Annotated in this window: 15 protein-coding genes; 7 read left to right on the top strand and 8 right to left on the bottom strand. The window is 71.1% G+C overall.

The features are described 5' to 3' along the window. Window positions 1–12: 12 nt before the first annotated feature. From ACFWYW_RS00995 to ACFWYW_RS00985, 3 genes are all read left to right on the top strand, one after another. Window positions 13–996, top strand: a complete 984-nt coding sequence (locus ACFWYW_RS00995) for a LacI family DNA-binding transcriptional regulator (protein WP_379608951.1) — start codon at window positions 13–15, stop codon at window positions 994–996. Between the two features lie 539 nt (window positions 997–1,535). Further along, window positions 1,536–2,300: a sugar isomerase domain-containing protein gene (locus ACFWYW_RS00990; RefSeq protein ID WP_379608949.1), complete on the top strand. Its 765-nt coding sequence runs from the start codon at window positions 1,536–1,538 to the stop codon at window positions 2,298–2,300. Window positions 2,301–2,324: 24 nt separating this feature from the next. Next, window positions 2,325–3,809, top strand: a complete 1,485-nt coding sequence (locus ACFWYW_RS00985; protein ID WP_379608948.1) for a sodium:solute symporter family protein — start codon at window positions 2,325–2,327, stop codon at window positions 3,807–3,809. Between the two features lie 44 nt (window positions 3,810–3,853). On the opposite strand, the gene ACFWYW_RS00980 is transcribed toward ACFWYW_RS00985, so the two are convergent. Next, the gene (locus tag ACFWYW_RS00980; RefSeq protein ID WP_379608947.1) at window positions 3,854–5,830 is read right to left on the bottom strand and encodes a M14 family metallopeptidase; all 1,977 of its coding nucleotides are present in this window, start codon (window positions 5,828–5,830) and stop codon (window positions 3,854–3,856) included. Window positions 5,831–5,971: 141 nt separating this feature from the next. Here ACFWYW_RS00980 and ACFWYW_RS00975 point away from each other — a divergent pair, with 141 nt between their 5' ends. Continuing rightward, window positions 5,972–6,613: a cupin domain-containing protein gene (locus ACFWYW_RS00975; protein WP_379608945.1), complete on the top strand. Its 642-nt coding sequence runs from the start codon at window positions 5,972–5,974 to the stop codon at window positions 6,611–6,613. Between the two features lie 4 nt (window positions 6,614–6,617). Here the strand turns inward: ACFWYW_RS00975 and ACFWYW_RS00970 are convergent, their stop codons facing one another. The 6 genes from ACFWYW_RS00970 to ACFWYW_RS00945 are packed head-to-tail and all read right to left on the bottom strand — an operon-like array spanning window position 6,618 to window position 16,196. After that, window positions 6,618–8,552 (bottom strand): family 10 glycosylhydrolase, encoded by a 1,935-nt coding sequence (locus ACFWYW_RS00970; RefSeq protein ID WP_379608944.1) that lies wholly within the window; start codon window positions 8,550–8,552, stop codon window positions 6,618–6,620. A gap of 22 nt (window positions 8,553–8,574) precedes the next feature. Next, on the bottom strand, window positions 8,575–10,242 hold the full coding sequence (locus ACFWYW_RS00965; RefSeq protein WP_379608942.1) for a glycosyl hydrolase family 28-related protein: 1,668 nt from the start codon (window positions 10,240–10,242) through the stop codon (window positions 8,575–8,577). Between the two features lie 11 nt (window positions 10,243–10,253). Next, window positions 10,254–13,085, bottom strand: a complete 2,832-nt coding sequence (locus tag ACFWYW_RS00960; RefSeq protein ID WP_379608941.1) for an alpha-L-fucosidase — start codon at window positions 13,083–13,085, stop codon at window positions 10,254–10,256. Window positions 13,086–13,135: 50 nt separating this feature from the next. Then, window positions 13,136–14,494, bottom strand: a complete 1,359-nt coding sequence (locus tag ACFWYW_RS00955; RefSeq protein WP_379608940.1) for a pyridoxal phosphate-dependent decarboxylase family protein — start codon at window positions 14,492–14,494, stop codon at window positions 13,136–13,138. 16 nt (window positions 14,495–14,510) lie between these two features. Then, window positions 14,511–15,287: an SDR family oxidoreductase gene (locus ACFWYW_RS00950; protein ID WP_379608938.1), complete on the bottom strand. Its 777-nt coding sequence runs from the start codon at window positions 15,285–15,287 to the stop codon at window positions 14,511–14,513. A gap of 48 nt (window positions 15,288–15,335) precedes the next feature. Beyond that, window positions 15,336–16,196, bottom strand: coding sequence for a 3-methyladenine DNA glycosylase (locus ACFWYW_RS00945; protein ID WP_379608937.1), 861 nt, complete (start codon window positions 16,194–16,196; stop codon window positions 15,336–15,338). A 55-nt stretch (window positions 16,197–16,251) separates the two neighbouring features. On the opposite strand from ACFWYW_RS00945, the gene ACFWYW_RS00940 reads away from it, so the two are divergent. Continuing rightward, complete coding sequence (locus tag ACFWYW_RS00940) at window positions 16,252–18,354, top strand: ATP-dependent RecD-like DNA helicase (RefSeq protein WP_379608936.1); 2,103 nt, start codon at window positions 16,252–16,254, stop codon at window positions 18,352–18,354. Between the two features lie 406 nt (window positions 18,355–18,760). Here the strand turns inward: ACFWYW_RS00940 and ACFWYW_RS00935 are convergent, their stop codons facing one another. Beyond that, complete coding sequence (locus ACFWYW_RS00935) at window positions 18,761–20,008, bottom strand: FAD-dependent monooxygenase (RefSeq protein ID WP_379608935.1); 1,248 nt, start codon at window positions 20,006–20,008, stop codon at window positions 18,761–18,763. A gap of 81 nt (window positions 20,009–20,089) precedes the next feature. Here ACFWYW_RS00935 and ACFWYW_RS00930 point away from each other — a divergent pair, with 81 nt between their 5' ends. After that, on the top strand, window positions 20,090–20,692 hold the full coding sequence (locus ACFWYW_RS00930) for a TetR/AcrR family transcriptional regulator C-terminal domain-containing protein (RefSeq protein ID WP_379608934.1): 603 nt from the start codon (window positions 20,090–20,092) through the stop codon (window positions 20,690–20,692). A 266-nt stretch (window positions 20,693–20,958) separates the two neighbouring features. Further along, a complete protein-coding gene (locus ACFWYW_RS00925; RefSeq protein ID WP_379608933.1) occupies window positions 20,959–21,357 on the top strand; it encodes a hypothetical protein in 399 nt (132 codons plus the stop codon). Window positions 21,358–21,519: the final 162 nt, after the last annotated feature.

Genomic DNA, 21,519 nt, shown 5'->3' with positions numbered 1-21,519 from the left:
AGGGAGCGTGAGGTGGGCCGCGCGACGATCTACTCCATCGCCGCCATGTGCGGGGTGTCGGCGGCGACCGTGTCCCGCGCGTTCAACCGGCCGGAGCTGGTCAGCCCCGTCGTGCGTGAACGGGTGCTGCGGGCCGCCCGCGAGCTCGACTACCAGCCCAGCTCGGCCGCGCGCGGGCTGGTCACGGGGCGGGCCGGGATGGTCGGGCTCCTCGTGCCCGACATCACCAACCCGTTCTTCCCGCTGCTGGTACGGGCCGTGCAGCGCACCGCCGACCGGATCGGCAGCGCGCTCATGCTCATCGACGCCGAGGAGAGCGCGGCCACCGAGGTACGCCTGGTGAACCAGCTCCGCGGCAAGGTGGACGGGGTGATCGCCGCCTCGCCGCGCTCGCCCGCTGCCGCCCTGCGCGAGGCGGCGGGCGACCTGCCGATCGTGCTGGTGAACCGGACGTTGCGCGAGATGTCCTCGGTGGTGTGCGACAACACGGCCGCGCTGTTCGACGCCGGCGAGCACCTTTACGGGCTGGGCCATCGTTCGTTCGCGCTGCTCGCGGGGCCGAGCGCGTCGTGGGCGGCGGGGCGGCGCTCGCAGGCGGTACGCCGGTGGGCGCGCGGGCGGGGCGTGGACCTGGTGGAGCTGGGGCCGTTCCGCGCCACCTACAAGGGCGGGCGGCAGGCAGGTGCGGCCCTGATCGGCACCTCGGCCACGGCGGCGTTCGCCTTCGACGACCTGATGGCGTGCGGGGTGCTCGCCGAGCTGGCGGGGCGAGGGGTGTCGGTGCCCGGCGACCGCAGCGTGGTGGGCTGCGACGACGTCCTGCTCGCCCAGACGGTCACCCCTCGCCTGACCACGGTGTCGGCCCCCATGGACGACCTGGGCCAGACCGCCATGGAGGTCCTGACCAGACACATCGAGGCCCCCGACGCACCCCCGGAATCCCGCCGCCTGCCCGGCGTCTTCACCCCCCGCGACTCCACCGGCCCCACCCCCTGAGCAGCACACCGGTCCCCACCGCCTGAGCAGGACACCAGTCCTCACCCGGACCGGGCCACGACCGCACTGCGGAAGCCCCGACAACAACCGGCACAAGGCACCCCGACACGCACGTGGTGCACGAAGCCCGCGGCGCGGGCGCAGCGTGGGACAGCACAGCACGCGGCGTGGGGCAGCGGCGCGGCGCGGGGCAGCGCCCCGCGGGCAGCACACGCGGCGCGGGACGGCGCGGACGGCGCAGCCGCAGCGGGCACGGCACAGCGCCGGCGCAGCGCGGGCAGCGCGGGGGCAGCGCGGCGCGGCGCGGCACGCGGCGTGGGGCGAGCGGGGCGGCGTAGGGCGGCGCGGGGCAGTGCGGAGCGGGCGGCTGAGGTGGGTGGTGGCCAGGACGGGGTGAGGGTAGGCCAGCCGGGGGTGGTGGGTTGGCCGGGGTGGTGGTGTGGGTGAGGGTGGAGAGGGAGTGGGGGTTGACCTCGGGCGAGGGGGCGGCCTAGATTCCGTGCAATCGCTTTCATGCCCCGGCCGGAGGAGTCGAGCCCGTGACCGGACCCGCCGCGCTCATGCGCGCCTACTTCGAGACGATCACCGACCTGCTGGCCCGCATCGAGGCCGAGGAGACCGGCAACATCCAGGCCGCCGCCGCGCTGGTCGCCGACAATGCCGCGCGGGATCGGCTGATCTATGTGTACGGGCCCGGCGGCCATTCGAACCTCGCGGCGCAGGAGGTGTTCTTCAGGGCGGGCGGCCTGGTCAACGTCTCGGCCGTCCTGGACGAGGGCACCCTGCTGTCCGGCGGCGCCCTGCGCTCGATGGCCATGGAACGCACCCCCGGCTACGGCAGGCTCGTGGTCGAGGACAACCGGATCGGCGCCGATGACCTGCTCATCCTGGTCAACGCCTACGGGATCAACGCGGCGCTCATCGACGCGGCCCTGACGGCCGGGGAGCGGGGCGCCACGGTCGTCGGGGTGTCGTCGCGGGTCCATGCCGACTCCACCGACCCGGACCACCCGGCCCGCCATCCGTCCGGGAAGAACCTGCACGACCTCGTGGGCGTGCACGTGGACACGAAGGTGCCGGTCGGCGACGCCGTACTGGAAATCGAGGGGATCGCCGAGCGGGTCGGCGCGATCTCCACGTTCGCCAACGCGTACGCGCTCAACTGCCTGATGGCCGCGGCGATCGCGCTGCTGGCGGAGCGGGGCGCGAAGCCCGACATCTGGCGCAGCGGCAACGCCCCCGGCGGTGACGCGGCGAACGCCGTGTTCCTGCACCGCTTCCGTGGGCGCGTGCGCTGGTTGTGATCCTCAACCCCCCAAGGAGCCCCCATGGGCGTGCTCGACTGGTTGGTCATCTGCGGATATTTCCTCGTCATGCTGGCGATCGGATGGTGGGCCAAGTCCCGTGTCCACGACGCCAGGGACTTCTTCACCGCCGGCGGCCGGATGCCGTGGTGGTTGTCCGGCATCTCGCACCACATGTCCGGCTACAGCGCCGCGGTGTTCGTCGGCAACGCGGCCATCGCCTACACGGCCGGTTTCACCCTGTACGTCTGGTGGGCGCTGGGCATCACGATCGCGATGCTGATCGGGTCGGCGTTGTTCGCGCCCCGGTGGCCGAGGTTGCGGCGGCGGCTGGGCATCATCTCGCCGCTGGAGTACCTGTCCACGCGCTACAACGTGCCCACCCAGCAGGTGCTGGCGTGGAGCGGCACCGCGCTGAAGGTCTTCGACGTGGGCGCCAAGTGGGCGGCGACGGCGCTGCTGCTGCAGGTGTTCGCCGGGGTGCCGCTCGCGTGGGGCGTGCTGCTGACCGGCGGCGTGACGCTGATCTACTCGACGGTCGGCGGGTTGTGGGCGGACGCGCTGACCGATCTGGGGCAGTTCGTCATCCAGCTCGTCGCCGGGATCACGTTGTTCGTGGCGGTGCTGGCCAAGCTGGGCGGCGTACCGGCGATCTGGACGCTTTGGGACCGGCTGCCGGAGGGGCACGGTCAGCCGTTCAACGGCTCGTACACGATGGCGTTCGTCATGGTCTACCTGCTGATCAACACGCTGTCCTACAACGGCGGCACCTGGAACCTGGCCCAGCGCTTCATCGCCGCACCCGACGGGGCCTCGGCGCGCCGGGCGGCGCTGCTGTCGGCCGGGCTGTATTTGGTCTGGCCGCTGGTGCTGTTCTTCCCGATGTGGGCGGCGCCGGTGCTGCTGCCGGGGCTGGCGCAGCCTGACCAGTCGTACGCGCTGCTCACCCAGTCCTTGCTGCCCGGCGGCCTGATCGGGCTGGTGCTGGCCGGGATGTTCGCGCACACGATGGCCATGACCTCCTCCGACGCCAACGCGATCTCCTCCGTGGTGATCCGCGACATCGTCCCCGCGGTCTGGAAGCGCGCCAGTCACCTGTCCTCGGCCACGGAACTGCTTGCGGGGCGGGTCGCGACGTTCCTGTTCATCGCGTTGTCGATGGGCATCGCGCTGACCGCCGACAGCTTCGGCGGGGTGCTCGGACTGATCATCCTGTGGTTCGGCGCGCTGGTCGGGCCGATCGCGATCCCGATGCTGCTGGGCATGCTGCCGGCCTTCCGGCGCTGCGGGCCGTTCGCGGCGATCGCCTCGTGGGCCACGGGCTTGGTCGTGTTCGCGCTGGTCAAGTATGTCGTGGTGGTTCCGCGGTGGGTGGAGGTCGGCGGGCCGGTGCTGTGCTCGCTGGCGGTGTTCGTGCTCATCGGCCTCCTGCTGCCGTGGCGCGGTCAGGAGGCCGACGAGCTCGTGGACTCACTGGGTAGTGAGCCCGAGGTCAGCGCCCGGGCGTGATCAGTGCGCGGTGCCCGCCCCTCAACGGAGCGGGCACCCGTGCCTCAATCCTTGCGCCGGTAGTCGGCCGCGACGCCGATCAGGCTGATGAGCCCGGTGGCGAACTCCAGCGCCTCCTGATGCCCCTCCTCGAAGGGCGGCTGGAAGCCGACTCCCTGCCACGTCTTCGTGACCGGGTCCCAGATGTCGCTGCCGACCTCGAAGTCCCAGCCGTAGACGCCGTAGTCGTACCAGAGCTCGTCGGCGGAGTTGCCCGCCGCCGAGTACAGCACGTCGGTGACCGGACCCGTCTGCTGCGGCCAGGTCACGGTGCCGCGCGAGGAGGCGATGGCCTCCTCGATCGTCCGCGCCGACTTGAGGAAGTAGGCCTCCTCACTGGCGCTCGGCCGGGGCAGCGGGACCCGGCCGTCGAGCTTGTAGGCACCGGGCGGCCACATGAAGTAGCCGCCGTAGCTGTGGACGTTGAGCGCGAACTTGATGTTGCGGAAGGTCTTGGCCAGCCAGATCACGTTGCGGCTCTCGGCCTCGGAGTGCTCGGCGGGGCCCGCGAAATTGCCGCTCTGGCAGTTCGTGGAGGCACCGAAGTAGCCGTCGAACAGCGAGCCGGTGGCGTAGTTGCGGTTGATGTCCACGCCCCACGTGTTGCGCAGGGCCGGGTCGGCCTGCTGCGCGGGGCAGTGGTTGACCATGTTCTTCCGCTGCATGTTGAAGTCGTAGAAGCTGTAGTTGGCGCCGTCCGGGTTGACCGTCGGCACGATGAAGATGTCCGTGCGGTTCAGCAGCCTGCGGGTGGCCGGGTCGCGATGGTAGTTGCGCAGCAGCCGCTCGGCCGCCTCGATCGTGACCAGCGGGGTCACCCATTCACGCGCGTGTTCCTGGGCGTAGGCGAGCACGCCGGTGCGCGAGCCGTCCCGCCGCTCGCCGACGCGCAGCGCCAGCACCGTCGCGGGCTTGCGCGAGACGCTCGCGGGCGCCTTCAGGAAGTCGGTCAGCTGGGTGAGCGCCGCGGCCGCCACCACGCCGGTCCCCGGGTCGTTGCGGTACGGCGCCGCCTTGACCAGCGTCCCGGCGCCCGCGTTGATCGCGGCGATGACCTGGGCCGCGGTACTGGTGAGCGCACCGGTGGGCCCGGTGGCGAGGCTCACCGAGATGATCTTGCCGTTGACGGTCACCCGCAGCGGACGGTCGGGCGCGCCCGGGTCCACCAGCTCCACGGCCAGGTCGTTGCCGCCCTCGGAGCCGTAGGCGAGCGAGCTGACCACCACGGTCCCGAACTGGGCCTGGGCGTGGCGGCGGTAGCCGTTCGTCTTGTTGGGCAGGGCGATGATGTCGGTCAGGCGGGGATAACGCCGGTGCAGCGCCCGCACGCGCTCGTTGAGCTGGTCGGGCGTCATGTACTGGGTGACGAAGTCCTTCTGGTATCCGGGCACGTTGCGGTCGGGCCGCTCGCCGTCCGGCCATTCCCTGACCCGGGCCTGCGCGGTGCCGCCACCGGCGGAGGTGACGGTGACCCACTGCGGGCGGCTCGCGACCGGGGACGGCGTCGCGAACTGGTGCCCGAGATAGGCGCCCGCGTCCACGTACGCCACCATCGGCACCTGGCCGCCGCTACCTCTGGAACCACGCCAGGCGGCGGTCAGCACGGCGGGCCCGCCCGCGCTGCTGGTCGCCTCGACCGACAGGAAGTAGCCGTCGCGCGTCTTCCATTGGACGGCGCGCTCGATCACGATCTGGTCGGCGACGGCGGCGCCCTTGCCCTGGGGCGGGGCCGGCGCTGGGGCGGCCGGGTCGGTCTTGGCGACGCCGAGCGGCCGGAGTTCCGCCAGCTGGCTCGGGGTGAGGACGGCGTCGACCTGGATGCTGCCGTCCGCTTGCGGGCGTACCCGCTCGGTGAGGTCGGTGCCCTGGGCGACCAGCCGTTCGAGGGTCGCGCGGTCGGGCACCGAGAGGGTCATGAGGGAGGCGGGTTCCGGTTCCGCCGGGGGCGCCGCCGTCACGGCGGCGGGCACGGCAGGGGTCACGGACAGGACGGCTAACAGGGTTAACGCGAGGACACTTGCTGACGCACGTAAGCCACGCACGGCTCCTCCTAGATCAGCCTAGGAGATCATTGAAAGCCGCGGCGGCACGCCCGGCAAGGCTCGCGTGCTTGGATGGACGCCATGGAAAACGGTTTCCCGGGCGCGGTCGGCCTTTCCCACCTGCGCCCTTACGACTGTGGCGGCTCCCCTCATCTCCACACCGCGTCCACCGAGGGCTACGTGGTGCTGAAGGGCGAGGGCACGCTCGCCACCCTCAGCGGCCAGGGGTACGGCGAGCACCCACTGGAGCCGGGCACGGTGGTGTGGTTCACGCCGGGCACCGTCCACCGGGTGCTCGGTGAGCTGGAGATCCTCGTCGTCATGGAGAACGCCGGGCTGCCCGAGGCCGGTGACGCCGTCATGATCTTCCCCGAGGAGATCCTGGCCTCGCGGGAGGCCTACGCGCGGGCCGCCGCGCTGCCGCCGGACCCCGACCGCCGGGATCTGGCGGTCCGGGGCTTCGAGGTCTGGCGCGAGCGGGTGCTGGCCGAAGGCCCGCGGGCGCTGGCCGGCCTGCACGCCCTCGCCGTACATCTGGTGGCGCCGAAGGTGGCGCGCTGGCGTGAGCTGTGGGAGTCGCGCATCCTCGCGCAGACCGAGCAGACCGCCGTGCGGCTCGACCACCTCGCCCGCGGCGAGAGCACGCTGCTCGCCGCGGCCGGGGTGTCGGCCGCCGTGCCGGAGCCGCGCCTGGGCATGTGCGGCCACCTGCGCGCCTACTGAGGGGTCAGACCTTGGTGATCCGCACCGCGTCCGCGATCACGTAGCCGGTGGTGGAGGTCCACCTGCTGACGCCGACGACGTTCGCGGTGCCCGCGGGCAGCGTGAAGGTGCCGAGTCCGCGCCACGTCCCGCCGCCCGTCCGCTGGTCGACCCTGATGGTCTGCCCCGCCACAAGGTACGGCGTGGCGCTGTTGTACCCCGGATCGGCCGGATACCAGACCTCGACCCGGTAGCTGCCCGCCGCCGGGATAGCCGCGCTGAACCACGCCGGGTCGCTGGCCGCCACCGGCGGGGCGTAGCGGTAGTCGGCCCCGTGACGCTGCGCGGAGAAGGTGGAGGTGCCCCAGTTCGCCCCGGCGGTGAACCCGGCGCCCGCGTTGTCGACGATGACGCTGAACGTGCCGCCGTCGCCCCCGGTCACCACCCGGCCCGCGCTCTGGCCGCTCTCCTGGTGGGTCCGGTTGAGCGCGCTCACGTAATAGGTGTACGTGCTGCCCGCGGCGGCGGTCGGGTCGGTGAACGTGGTGGCGCGGGTGGTGGTCAGCAGGTTGCGCGCGTCGGCGAAGAAGCAGGGGTCGGCGGCGGGCGAGCCGTTCACCCGGTAGACGGCGTAGGCGGTGCCGCCGCCCTGCCAGGCGAGAGCCACGCCACCACTGCCGCGGGTGGCCGAGGTGATCGACGGTGCGCCCGGCGCCGCCGCCGAACCGTGCTCGGGCAGAAGTGCGGGCTTGGTGTAGTGGGCGGCGGTCATCGTGGAGACGCTGTTGATCCGGTTCGCCTTGACGTCGTTGGCGCTGAAGAAGACGTCGCCGCGTACCTCGGGATGCTGGCGGTTGTAGGTGAGGTGGTCCGACAGCTCGGCGGTGCGTTGCCAGGCGGGATCGACGCCGGCGCGGTAGGCGGCCTGGCCCACGTAGAGCTGCACGTCCGTGCCCCTGACGACGCCGGCCCACCAGGCGGTCAGCACCTTGTAGTCGGCGACGTTGTAGCCGATGTGCCAGTAGAGCTGGGGCGTGATGTAGTCGAGCCAGCCTTCCTTCACCCACCGCCGCGAGTCCGCATAAATCGCGTCATAGGACTGCAGGCCGGAGGTGTTGGAGCCGAGCGGATCCGTCCCCGCGTTCCGCCAGATGCCGAACGGGCTGACGCCGAACCGCACGTGCGCCTTGGCCGCGTGGATGCGCCGGCCAAACTCCTTGATCAGCAGGTTGACGTTGTCGCGCCGCCAGTCGTTGATGTTGGTGAACCCGTTGGGGTACTGCGCGAACGTGCCCGAGTCCGGGATCGCCTGCCCGCTGACCGGATACGGATAGAAGTAGTCGTCCAGGTGCACGCCGTCCACGTCGTACTTGGTGACCGCGTCCATCATCGCGTCCTGGATGAAGGACCGTACGGCGGGGATGCCGGGGTTGTAGTAGAGCTTGCCGCCGTACGCGAAGCGCCAGCCGGGGTTCTTCCTGGCCGGATGGGTGGAGATGAGGCGGTTCGGGTCGGCGTGGTTGGCGATCCGGTACGGGTTGAACCAGGCGTGGAACTCCAGGTTCCTGGCATGCGCCTCGGCCACCATGAACGCCATGGGGTCGTAGCCGGGATTGCCCCCCTGCGTCCCGGTCAGCCAGTTCGACCACGGCTCGAACGGCGACGGCCAGAACGCGTCGGCCGTCGGCCTGACCTGCACCACGACGGCGTTCATCCGCTTCTGCACCGCCAGGTCCAGCCATGAGCGGAACTCGGCCTGCTGCGCCGCCACGCTCAGCCCGGTGGCGCTGGGCCAGTCGATGTTGGCGACGCTGGCCACCCACATCGCGCGGAACTGCCGCTTGGGCGTGGCCGGATCCACGGCGCAGGCCACGGCTGCCGCCGCTGTGGCCGGCGCCGGGTTGAGGAGGGACGTGAGAAGGAGGGCTAGGACGGCTAAGACACCACGACCTGTCGTCACGAAAGAAAGCTTCTTCTCCCTATCAGTCCCTGTCAATAATCTCCCGCTGCGCCTGGTACAGGTCCTGGACGCGTGGCCGTACCCCGTGATCGCCCTGGAAGGTCTCCAGGTCACCGGTGAAGTCGGGGGTGAGCTCGCTGCCGCCGTTCGCGCCCTGGATGCCGATCGACACGCTGCGCGGGGCCACGTCGGCGATGGTCAGGGCGTACGGGCTGCCGCCGGTGATGCGGACGTTCCAGTGGGCGATGCGCGCGCCGAACAACGGCCCCGAGGCGCCGGAACCGCCGACCCGGCCGTTGTTGACCAGGGTGATGTCGGTCCTGACGTTCTCGAACGGCAGGCCGCGGTGGGTGTCGAAGGTGCCCTCTGCCATGGTGCCGCGCCGCCAGACGTTGCCGGAGGACAGCCCCTCCAGGTTGAGGCCGTGGTGCACGGCGCCGGCGGGCACGGGGACGGTGAAGGCCTCGATCTCGAAGTCCTCGACCAGGTTGTCGTGCGACTGCATCCGGCAGGCGAAGCTGTGGTGCGCGGCCCGGCCGCCCACGGCCACGCGGCTGAGCGTGTTCGACTTGGCCGTGGTGAAGCCGAAGCCGAGGTCGCAGTTCTCCACCCGGACGTCGTAGGCCCAGCAGTCGTGCACCGCCTGGAAGCAGACGCCGTTGGAGCCGGGGTGCCGGTTGTGGGCGGTCATCGGGACGACGGCGTTGCGTACGGTCAGGCGCTCGACGCCGCTGTCGTGCACGGTCGGGCCCAGGGCGCGCAGCCGGGCCGGCCATTCCGGGCGCAGGTCGTAGCGGATCGGCTCGGCCAGCCTGACCAGGCGCGGGCCCAGGACGGCCGCCACCCTGACCGGCCACTGGAAGGACGAATACTGCACGTACTGCCCGCCGGATCCGGTCACGAGCTGCGGGGCGCGGCGCGGCCAGTCATAGGTCCGGGTGCCCGGGATGTCACCGGCCACGTGCTTCAGCAGTCCCGCGTCGGGCCGGTTCTCGGTCTCCAGCAGCACCATGTCGCCCGCGCGGAGCTTGGTGGTCCCGGAGACCATGAGCGTGCGCGCGCCGCGGGTGGCCGCCGACACCTCGGCGAGCGTCTCGCCCATCAGCCAGTTCTCGGTGCCGGCGAAGTCCTCCGACTCCGACAGCGCCCGGCGTTCCGGCGAGATGAACCACACCTGACCGCCCGTCCACGACCAGCGGCTGTTGCCGTTCGACTGGCGGGCGGGCCGGTAGCCGTCGTCGAGACTCCTGGCGAAGTGCAGGATCGTCCGGTCCCGGCCCGAGCCGCGCAGGACCACGTTCGACCAGTGCACGAAGACCGGGGAGTTCAGCAGGTACGTGCCCGGCGGCACCAGCACGACGCCGCCGCCCCGCTCCCCCGCCGCCTTGAGCGCGGCGTTGAAGGCCGGGGCGCAGTCGGTGACGCCGTCGGCCTTGGCGCCGTGGTCGGTCACCTTCGTCACCACGCGCCCGTGTCTGGGCAGCCTGGATCCGAGGCGGTAACCGGCGCGGGAGACGTCGGGGACGAGCGGGTGGGCGCCGGGCGCCAGCGCCCACTGCTCCAGGAGGGCGGCCGAGTCGTCCTTGGGCCCTCGGTCATTCTCGGATAAGGCCGGGGCGGCGAGCGCGGGGACCGCCGCGGCGGCCACCGCCGCGCCCAGCAGGGCGCGGCGGGTGACGGTGTCGTGCATGGTGACGCTCCTCAGCCGAGTGAGAGCCGGTCCAGGTCGGGTGCGGAACCGGTGTCGTTGTGGATCTTGATGGTGTTCTGCCCGGCGCCGAGGGTCACCGGGACCCGGGTGGTGTAGGGCGTGTTGTTGCCGACGCCGTCCACCTGGACCTCGACCGGCGTGCCGCCGTTGACGGTGACGAAGAACGACCGGGGGCCGTTGACCGTGTAGTCGGCGAACAGCGTGTAGGTCCCGGCCGAGGGCACGCTCACGTTCTCGAACAGCACGTACGCGTCGGGTCCTCCGCCCAGGTTGCGCACCTTCTGCCCACCGGAACACGGGCCGCAGCCGGTAATGCCGGCGCTGCCGAGCTGGTTGGCCGAGTCCTCGGCCTCGCGCATCCACACCCGGTCGGCGGGGCGGGGCCGTACCCGGACCTGCTTGGACGCCTGGGCGGGGCGGCCGAGCACCTGGAAGGCCGCGGTGATCGGGATGTCGGCCGGGGTGACGTCCTGGCCGGGCGGCGAGGTGAGCGTCCAGGTCGCGGCGAGCGTCTGGCCGAGCCGCAGCGTGGCCGCGGTCGCCGGGTCGCCCTGGACCGTCCAGCCCTGCGGGGCCGCCGGCGCCAGCCTGACCTGGTCGAGCTGGTCGTCGGCGTCCAGGCGCAGCGTGGCCGAGACCTTGATCGCCTGCTGACCCGGGCCCGCCCACTGCAGCCCGCCCGGCTCGACGGTCAGCGTCGTGGTCGGGACCTGGGAGGCGGGCGGCAGGGGCGCGACCGCGATCCGGTCGATCCCGGCCGCGCTCGCCGACAGCACGATCGTGTTCGCGCCCTTCTTGAGCGGTACGGCCAGCGCCGTGGAGACCGGCACGTCCTTGGCGTCGGCCTTGACCGGGACCTCGACGGGCGTGGCGCCGTTCACCGCGACCTTCACCGAGGTGTCCGTGCCGGAGGTGTGGTCGAGCTGCAGCCGGTAGGTCCCGTCCTCGGGCGCCGGCACGTCGTCGAAGGTCAGCGTGCCGTGTCGCAGGCCGGTGACCCGGAGATGGCCGGAGCAGGTGCGGCACAGGTCGGGCCGGGCGCCGCGAGCGCGGTCGGCGTGCTCGGCCTCCAGCGGCGCGGCTGGGCCGGCGGAGAACGGGTGCGCGTAGGCGACCTTGATCTCGTCGATCTGGAGCTGGCGGTGGTAGCGCGGGGCCTGCGGGCCGCCCCAGGTGTTGAGCACCTCCAGCTTGACGTAGCGGGCGCTCTGCTCGCCGAGGTCGATGAACCGCACCCCGCGGGCGCTGGGCAGGGCGCCGGTGCGTACCGGCCTGCCCCAGTCCTTGCCGTCGGAGCTCAGGAAGACGCGGTAGTCCTTGACGCGGGCGGAGTCCTCGGGGCGGCCGAAGCTCTCGCGGGCGTAGGTGGGCGACCATTCGCGCTGGTTGACCGCCAGCGAGGTGAGGACGCGGCGGCGGCCCAGGTCGAGGGTGGTGGAGATGGGGAGCTGGCCCTTGTTATCCCAGTAAGTCGAGAAATTTCCGTCTACGAGTTCTGGGGCGGTGGCGCGGATCTTGTCGTGGTAGAAGCGCTGGCCCGCCGTCTCGACCTTGAAGACGGTGTCGTACGGGTCCCAGTCCGTGATGCCCAGGATCGTCAGGTGTCCGGCCGACTGGTGGAAGCGCAGGCTCTTGCCGGTGCGCAGGTCGCTGACGCGGGTGACCCAGTAGCCGTTGTCGCGCAGCCGTACGTGGCCGGTGCGGGGGCGGGTCACCACGTGGACATACTGGGTGCGCGCGCCCGGCTCCACCGTGATCACCCCGTGGGCGCCGTCGTTCCAGAAGCCGGGCTGCATTCCGCCGTACATGTAGCCGCCGCCCTCGGTGCCGTAGAGGGCGGCGCGGATGGGCGGGACCCAACCGGCCATGAAGTTGTTGAACGCCTCCTGCTGCGGCGGGAACCTCCCGTTGACCATGGGGGTCTCGGCCATGAGCGACTTCATGGACGAGCCCGCGTTGGTGATGTACCGGCCGGTGCTGAGCCGGGTGTCGACGGGGTGGTTGCCGCCGTCGTACCACCACTGGCCGGTGGTCGGCAGCTTGTAGTCGGCCTCGACCAGGCGCGGCATCGGCGTCCACGCGGCCTGCGGGTAGTCGTAGGACGGGGTCATGCCGGTCTTCTGCTCGTTGCTGACCGTGTCCATGATCGGCGTGTCCTCGTTGTTGTTGCTCAGCAACCAGGACGGGCGCCGTTCCCTGATCTGCTCGTAGAGGCGGTTGCGCTCCCAGTAGGCGTTGTCGTTGTCGATCCAGAAGCCGGCCAGGTCCGCGTAGTTCTCCATGACCTCGAAGAACAGGTCGTAGGAGTACATGCCGAAGCCGTCGCGCGTGGTCAGGTCCACCTGCCGGCCCTTGTAGGCGGAGTAGGCGGCCGAGTCGAGGGTCTGTACTCCCTGCTCGCTGTGCCACTGCGGGTCGTCGGTCATGTAGAGGATGATCCGCACGTCCTTGGCCTTGCCGGCCGCCACCAGCTCGCCGAGCAGGTCGCGCTCCGTGGCGCAGCTTCCGGGGATCTTGGACGGCCACGGGCGGGCGTACCCGAGCCTGCTGTGAAAGGTCGCGAGCACGATGTACGAGGCGCCGAGCTTGCGCGCCTCGTCCACCCAGTAGCCGGCGGTCCAGCCGCCTTCGGTGACGTCGCGCTCCCAGGCCGCGCAGTCGAGGTGACGGGGGGCGGTGAACATGCCCCAGTGCAGGAAGAGCCCGGCGGTGGAGTCGCGCATCCACTTCTGACGTGGATGCTCGACCTCCGCACGGGCAGGTGGGGCCCAGAGCAGGCCGGATAACAGGACCAGGATGACGGCGAGCGCGCGAGATCGCATGGCACCTCCAGACATCCGATGATTACAAGCGGTTGCAACGCGGTCAAGCGTTACACCGAGGCGCGGATGATCGCGGCGATCGAGCGGTCCACGTCGGCCTCGGTGGTGGTCGCGTTCGCCACCGAGATCCGCATCAACCGCCGTCCCCGCCAGGTCGTGCCGCCCACCCAGCAGGTGCCGTCCGCCTGGACCGCCGCCACCACCCGGTCCGTACGCGCGTCGTCGCCGAACCCGACCAGGACCTGGTTGAGCACCACGTCGTTGACCACCTCGAACCCGGCCGCCCCCAGCCCGTCGGCGAACCTGCGGGCCAGCGCGCAGCAGCGCTCGACCAGCGCCGCGACCCCGTCGCGCCCCAGCTCCCGCAGCCCGGCCCACACCGCGAACCCGCGGGCCCGCCGCGAGGACTCCGCGGTGAGGTCCGCGCCCTCCGGCACACCCCCCGACCCGACCAGGTACGCGGCCGCGTAGGACATCGCCGCCCCGTGTACCTCGGGCCGCGCGCAGAACGCGAACCCCGAGTCATAGGGAAGGTTCAGCCACTTGTGCCCGTCGCAGGACCAGGAATCGGCCAGCTCCATGCCGTCCACCAGGTGCCGGGTGGCGGGGGCGGCCGCCGCCCACAACCCGAAGGCCCCGTCCACGTGCGCCCACCCGCCGTACCGGTGGACCAGCTCGCACGCCTCCCCGAGCCGGTCGCAGGCGCCGGTGTTCACGTTGCCCGCCTGAAGACAGACGATGAGGGGCCCCGCGCGCAACTTTTCCCGCAGTGACCCGAGGTCTATGGCGCCGTTGTGGTCGGCCGGCACCGGTTCCAGCACGTCGGTCCCGAGGCCGAGCAGCCGCAGCGACCGGTCGATCGTCCCGTGCCGCTCCGCTCCGGCGAGCACCCGGACCGGCGGCGCGCCGGGCAGGCCGCGCCGTTCCACGTCCCAGCCCGCCTCCGCGAGCACCTGGTGCCGCGCGGCGGCCAGGCCGACGGTGTTGGCCGCCTGACATCCCGTGACGAACCCCACCGAGGCCGACGCCGGAATCCCCAGCAGTTCCTTCAGCCAGCCCCCGGCGACGGCCTCGGCCGCGAGCGCCGCGGGCGAGGAGACGGCGTTGGTCGCCATCTGGTCCCAGCCGGTGGCGAGGATGTCGGCCGCGCTCGCCGCCGGCAGGGCGCCGCCGACCACGAACCCGAAGTACTGCGGCCCCGCGCTCACGACCAGGCCGGGCGCGGCGGCGGCGAGCAACTCGGCCAGCACCTGCTCCGGCGGCGTGGGTCCGTCGGGCAACGCCCCGGAGAACGCCTCGACCAGCGCGTCCTGGTCGACGGGCACGCCGACGGGCCGGTCGGGCAGTGAACGGCGGTAGCCGGCCCCATGCTCGGCAGCCAGGCGGAACAGACGGCTCAGTTCCTCCACCCGCGCACCATATCCGCTACAACGACTCCACGAACCGCGACATCCCGGCCAGCCACCGGTCGGGGTCGTCGGCCTTGCGCCGCACGTACTCGGGTACTTCGGGGTGCGGGAAGATGAAGAACCGCTCGGCCTCGACGCCCGCGACGACGGCGGCCGCGACCTCCTCCGGCTCCAGGATCGGGCCGGAGGCGCCGACCGCCCGCGCGGTGAGGTGGTCCTCCTCGACGCCGCGCCTGAGCATCCCGGTCCGCACGCCCTGCGGGCACAGGACGCTGACCTTGACGCCCTTGCCGGCGTAGTGGATGGAGACCCACTCGGCGAAGGAGATCGCCGCCGCCTTGGTGACCGCGTAGGGGGCGTCGCCCGGGCAGCTGATCAGCCCGGCCGCCGAGCAGGTGTTGACCAGGTAGCCGCCGCCCCGCTCGACCATGCCGGGCACCACGGCGCGAGCGGCGTACACGTGCGCCATGACGTTGACCCCGAACAACGTGCCCCACTCCGCGTCGCTCGCGTCCAGGCCGTGACCGGCGATGACGCCGGCATTGGAGCAGAAGAGGTCGACGGGTCCGAAGGGCGTGCTCGCCAGCGCCGCCACCTCGCTCTCGACGGACACATCCGCCTGTACGGCCGCCGCCCGCTCGCCGATCTCCTTGGCCACGGCGGCGGCGCCGTCACCGTCCAGGTCGGCGACGACGACCCCGGCGGCGCCCTCGGCGGCGAAGCGCAATGCCATCGCCCGCCCGATCCCGCCCGCCGCCCCGGTGACCACGGCGACCTTGCCCCTGATGTGCATACACCACGCTCCTGTACCGACCAGCCGGTATCCAGAACCTAGTTCTCCTCACGCCGGGGCGTCAATCGCCATCAGCTCCTCGCACACCCGCAGCAGCCGGCCGCGCAGCGGCGCCGCCCGCTCCGCGAACCCCCGCTGCAGCGCGGCGTACTCGGTCCGCCCCGCCACCGTCTCGATCGGGATCGGCCGGTAGCCCAGCGCGCCCAGGTCGTACGGGCTGGCGCGCATGTCCACCTCGCGGATCTCCCGCGCCAGCGCGAAGCAGTCGGCGATCAGCTCGCTCGGCACCAGCGGCGACAGCTTGTAGGCCCACTTGTAGAGGTCCATGTTCGCGTGCAGGCAGCCGGGTTGTTCCATCTCGGCCTGCCGTTCGCGGGTGGGTTCCAGCACGTTGAGCGGCCGGGCCGCCTCGGTGAAGAACCGGAACGCGTCGAAGTGGCTGCAGCGCACCCCGCGCGCCTCCACCACCGCCGCGATCTCCTTGGGCGCCATCCTGAGGGGCTGTTTCGCGTGCCGTACCGCATCGGTGCGATAGACCATCGCCCACTCGTGCATCCCGAAACACCCGAACTGTCCGGTACGGCCGGCCGTCGCACCCAGCAGCCGCGCCGTCCACTCGACCATGGCCAGCCGCTTGTCCAGCAGGCTCCTCGTGTCCAGTCGCTGCCCGCCCTCGACGTCCACGTACTCGGCCCCGAGCCCCTCGGCCCCCAGCAGCACGACCCCGGCGCCCGGATGCCAGCGGCGCAGCCTCGCCGGACGGAAACTGTAGTAGCTGAACAGGAAGTCCTCGACCGGATGCGTCTCGCGCTCCTGCCGCCTGCGCAGATGCGGCCCGACCCAGGCGTCGACCCGGCGCTCGTGCGCCTCGGCCCGCCGCCGCCACTCCCGCTCCTCCAGCGTCTCCACCGCATCATGGTAGGCGTGCGTTTCTCTGTCGGTGCCATGGCCTAATGTTCGAGAGGTGGAAGCGTCCGTCGAGCAGCTCGTGTTCGTGCGTGACGACGCCTACACCGTCGCCCGCATGAGCAACGACGGCCGGTCCGGGTTCGTGGCGGCCGGGCGGGCGCTGGGCGGGGTGCAGCCCGGCGAAACGGTCAGGCTTCTGGGCGCCTGGGAGGACCATCCGCGCCACGGCCGGCGCTTCGCGGTCACCGGCTGCGAGCGGATCACCCCGTCGACGATCCGCGCGATCCAGCTCTACCTCGGATCCGGCCTGATCAGAGGCATCGGGCCGAGGCTGGCGCAGGCCATCGTCGGGCACTTCGGCGAGCGGAGCCTCACCGTCATCGACGCCGAGCCCGGCCGCCTGCGCGAGGTCATCAACATCGGCCCCGTCCGCCAGGCCCAGATCGTCGAGGCCTGGCGGGAGCAGAAGGCGGTCGCCGAGCTGATGGTCGTTCTCCAGGGCTTCGGGGTCAGCCCGCTGCTCGCGGCCAAGATCTACCAGGTGTTCGGCGCCGAGTCAGGCGAGGTGCTGGCCAAGGATCCCTACCAGTTGATCGACCGGGTCAGGGGCATCGCGTTCGCCACCGCCGACCGGATCGCGTTGCGGTCCGGCGTACCCGAGAGCAGTCCCCAGCGGATCCAGGCGGCGCTGCTCGACCGGCTCGACGCCGCCGCCAGCGGCGGCGGCCACTGCTTCCTGTCCCCCACCGCGCTCGTCACCCAGACCATCGACCTCATCGAGCAGGACGAGGACCTCATCCGGCAGGGCCTCGACGCGCTGACCGCCGAGCGCCGCGTCGTGCGCGAGGCCGACGCCGTCTACCCCAAGGAGCTCCACAGCCGCGAACTCAGGCTCACCACCGAACTCGCCCGGCTGGCCCGCGCCCGCTCCACGCTGACCCTGCGCTCCTACCAGGAGGACGAAAGCCTCGACGACGACCAGCGCGCCGCCGTCACCATGGCCCTGACCAGCACCCTCTCGATCCTCACCGGCGGGCCGGGCTGCGGAAAGAGCCACACGATCAAGGCCCTGGCGGCGACCGTACGCGCGATGGGCGGCGCCGTCACGCTCTGCGCCCCCACCGGAAAGGCGGCCAAACGCCTGTCGGAGCTGGCCGGGCTGCCCGCGATGACCATCCACCGCGTGCTCGCCCACGAACCCGACCCCGACGCGCTGTTCGACGAGACGCCCGTGCGGGCCGACCTCGTCGTGGTCGACGAGGTCTCCATGCTCGACCTGGGCCTGGCCACCAGACTCGCCGCCGCGCTGCCGTCCGGCACGCACCTGCTGCTCGTGGGTGACAGCGACCAGTTGCCCAGCGTGGGTCCCGGCAGCGTACTCGCCGACCTGCTCGCCGTGGAAGGCATTCCCCGGGTACGCCTGACCCGCGTCTTCCGCCAGGCCGAGGGCAGCGCCATCATCAAGGCCGCCCACCGCATCCGGGCCGGAGACCTGCCCGCGCTGCCGGGTGGCGGCGGCTTCTGGTTCGAGGAACTCGACGACCCGGAGGCGATCGCCGACCGGGTGGTCCACCTGGCCACGGTGGCGATCCCCCGCAAACAGCAGATCACCCCGGCCCAGGTGCAGGTGCTCTCCCCCATGCGCAAAGGCACGACCGGCACCGCCGAACTGGGCCGCCGCCTCCAGGAAGTCCGCAACCCCGCCGCCGACGACAAGCCGGAACACTGGTCCGGCGCCACCCTCTTCCGCGTGGGCGACCGGGTCATGCCCATCCGCAACAACTACGACAAAGGCGTCTTCAACGGCGAGACGGGCACCTTGACTCGCCTGGTCCCGGAGGAACGCCAGGCCGACGTCCAGATCGACGACGGCGACCTCGTCACCTACACCTTCGACGAACTCGACGACCTCACCCACGCCTACGCGATCAGCGTGCACCGGGCACAGGGCAGCGAGTACCCGTTCGTGGTCGCCCCGATGGTGGCCGAGTCGGGCGGCATCATGCTGCGGCGGCGGCTGCTGTACACGCTGGTGACGCGGGCACGTTCCTGGGTGGTCCTGGTGGGCCAGCGCAACGCCCTCGACCTCGCCGTCCACCGCCTGGGCCACCGCCGCAACACCACCCTGACAGCCCGGCTGGAGGCTGCGGGCCTCTGAACAGCATGGTGCTCCGCTTCGCTCCGCGCGTTTCCTGGGGAAAAGGGCCTCCCATCGGTCGGATGCTCTTTTGGGGTCCCACCCGTTGCCCAGCCAAGTGGTTAGGCAGTTGGATCCCGCCCTGGTCAATGGACCTCGCTCCGCTCGGACGCCCTCAATCGTGCGCCTCCGGCGCGGCTCGCGCGTACAGCCGGGCGGTTCCCCACCGAAACAGTCGCCCGCGTTGCTCCAGCCATCCGGAACCCAGACCACCGGCCTGCCAGAGATCGTCCTCCAGACGGCAGGCGGGCGGCGCCCCCGCCGTACCCCCGACCTGCGGCATTGCCGAACGCGAGACACACCCGGTCCAGCAGCGCAGTTAGGGCCACGGTCTCCTAACCTTCTCATCCCGACGCCTCGCGGGCGGCTAGGCGGCCTGGAGTTGTGGGTAGTCCGGGAGTCGCCAGTCTCCACCGCGGTCCTCCTTGGAGAAACGTGCCACAAGGTCGGGGAGGTGTAGCGCGGTGGCCAGCCCGGTGACGGTGAGGAAGGCGTCGATCGCGCGCTGGGTCATGGGCATGCCCAACCGTAGGAGGCGCGGGTTGACGTGGCCTTGGATCTCCTCGGCGAAGGGTCGCAGCATCGTGTCATAGTTCGCCAGCGCCGCCGGCAGGTCGTCGGGGTGCTGGTTGATCTCTCCGGCCAGGACGTAGGCGCCCACCAGGCCGCCGGAGACGCCCATGCCGCTGTAGGGGGAGGCGCAGTGGGCGGCGTCACCGACCAGGACCACGCGGTCCTTGGACCAGGTGTCGATGCGGACCTGGACGATCTCCTGGGAGTAGAAGAACGGGCTGGTCTTCATACCGTCGATGAAGCGCTCGGTCTGCCATCCGGCGCCGGCGAACCTGCCGGCCCAGAACTCCTGCTGGCGCTCGATGGGCTCGCGGTGAATCGCCGAAGCCTCCTCGGAGTCTTCCCTCATCACGAAGTAGACCTGCGTCTCGGTCGGGTTGTGGCTGCGGCGCATGATCTGGCGCCCGCCCGGGACCATGTAGGTGTCGCGGATGTTGCTGTCGGAAGCGACGCGCGGGACGAACCAGTAGGCCATGTGGATGCCGACCCGCCAATACGGGTCGAATCCCTCAGGAAGGATCGCCCGCCGCAGTCGCGATCCCTGCCCGTCCGCGCCGACCAGGAGATCGAACTCCTCCGATGATCCGTCGGAAAGGTGCGCGACGACCTGGTGTTCATCCTGATCGAAGCCGTCCACGCTCTTGCCGAAGACGTATTCCACATTGTCCTTCGTCGCGTCGTTGAGAATGCGCACCAGGTCGCCGCGCATGATCTCGTACTCCGACGTCAGGGTCTGGCGGCCCCGCCCGGAGGTGTTGGCCCTGATCGTCGCCCTGGCCTTGCCGCGGGCGTTCACGAACGCGACGCCCGCCTCGTCCACGAGCTTGTTCCGGACGGCGCCCATGAGCCCCATGCGCTCGATCGCCTCGATTCCCTGGCCGCGCAGGTCGACCTGGGCGCCCGTGGCCCGCAGCGCCGGGAAGCGCTCGATGACCTTCACCCGGTGACCGCCGTGGGCAAGCCAGTAGGCCAGCGCCTGCCCGGCGATCCCGCCGCCGCAGATGAGGATCTTCAAGGTGCGGGTTCCTGATGCGAGAGCCATGTCATCGACCTTCTTATCTATCACTGATAGGTTCATCCATCAGGGAACTCTATCGGTGATAGTTTGTCAAAGGTGGTGAAAGTGAATCGTGAGACCGTCATCGCCCAGGCGCTGGACCTCCTCGACGAGGTCGGCCTGGACGCCATCAGCACCAGGCAGCTGGCCAGACGCCTGGGCGTGGAGCAGCCGTCGCTCTACTGGCACTTCAGGAACAAGAAGGAACTCCTCAGCGCCATGGCCGAGACCGCCATGGCACCGCACGCCACAGCACCGCTACCGGCCCCCGGCCAGGACTGGCGGGAATGGTTCCTGGACAACACGCGCAGCTTCCGGCGCACCCTGCTGATGCGCCGTGACGGCGCACGCCTGCACTCCGGATCCAGCCCCGGTCCGGCCGACCTCGACCGGATCGCCCACAAGATGGCCTTCCTGACCGCCTCCGGCCTGCCCGAGAAGGACGCCCAGATGGCCATGATGGCCGCCAGCCGCTTCACCGTCGGCAGTGTCCTGGAAGAACAAGCCGACACCGACCCCAGTACGGCCCGCGCGGCCAACGTCCCGACGATCGACCACCAAGCGGCTTTCGAGGCCGGACTGGCCCTCATCCTCGATGGCCTGGCCCATCGCGCCGAGCACGCTCGGGAACCGGCCAGGACCCTTCCCGATCCCGACCGGATCAACTGACGGACTCTGGCACACACTTTGGGGCTGAGGACACGTTCGGGAGCGGGGAGCCGAGACCGGCCGCGCTGCCGTACCTCATCGAAGCGATGACGCCGAGCCGCAACCCAAGCCCGTCATCCACACCGGTGACGGCGGTGGAGGAACACGCCGCACGTCACCGCTCCGACCCACCCAGTGCCACGCTCCTCAAAGGCCGAACCACCGAGTTCGCAGGGCTGCCGTCATCCCCTGGCCCCCTGTGGATGAGTCTCATAGCCTGTGCGCTCATGGCTGATGATCCGAAGGCGCGCCCGGCACGACGTGACCTCGGCCGGGGGTATGCCGGGACCGCCGACCTCCATGAGCGTTTCTGCCCCGGGAACCCTGCCTGGGGTCATCCTCCGCTGGAGGACGATGTATGCGCCACCGACGAGAGCTGGGGTCTGGTCGACGATCCCGGCGGCTTGTTCGGCCCGGACATCGTGCGGTGGTATCCGACCGTTCAGTGGTTCGACGGGGACGGCTTTGCCGATCTCCTTCGCTCGACGTCGTTGTACCGCAAGCTCGACCGCGACGTCCGTGAGCCCCTGCTCGACGCCATCGCCGAGCGCATCCGCACGCGGATGGGCGACCGAGTATCTCGCCGTTATCTGAGCGTCCTCCGGGTCGGGCAGCGCGCCGGGTGAGTCCTGGACGGTCGCCAGTGGCTTGTTGTGCGGCCTTGGCTGGGTAGTCGGTTCCCTGATCGGATCGGTGCTCCCTTTGGGCCGTGGGCCGGGGCCGCGGGCCGAGGAGCCGGTAACCGCAGGGCGGAAGACCAAGGGGCGAGGACCTAGGCGTACGGGCAA

This window comes from Nonomuraea sp. NPDC059023 (assembly GCF_042740095.1).
In the GTDB taxonomy this organism is placed as follows: Bacteria; Actinomycetota; Actinomycetes; order Streptosporangiales; family Streptosporangiaceae; genus Nonomuraea.
Note: the sequence above shows the minus strand (reverse complement) of the source record. Positions and strands in the feature narration are given on the sequence as shown.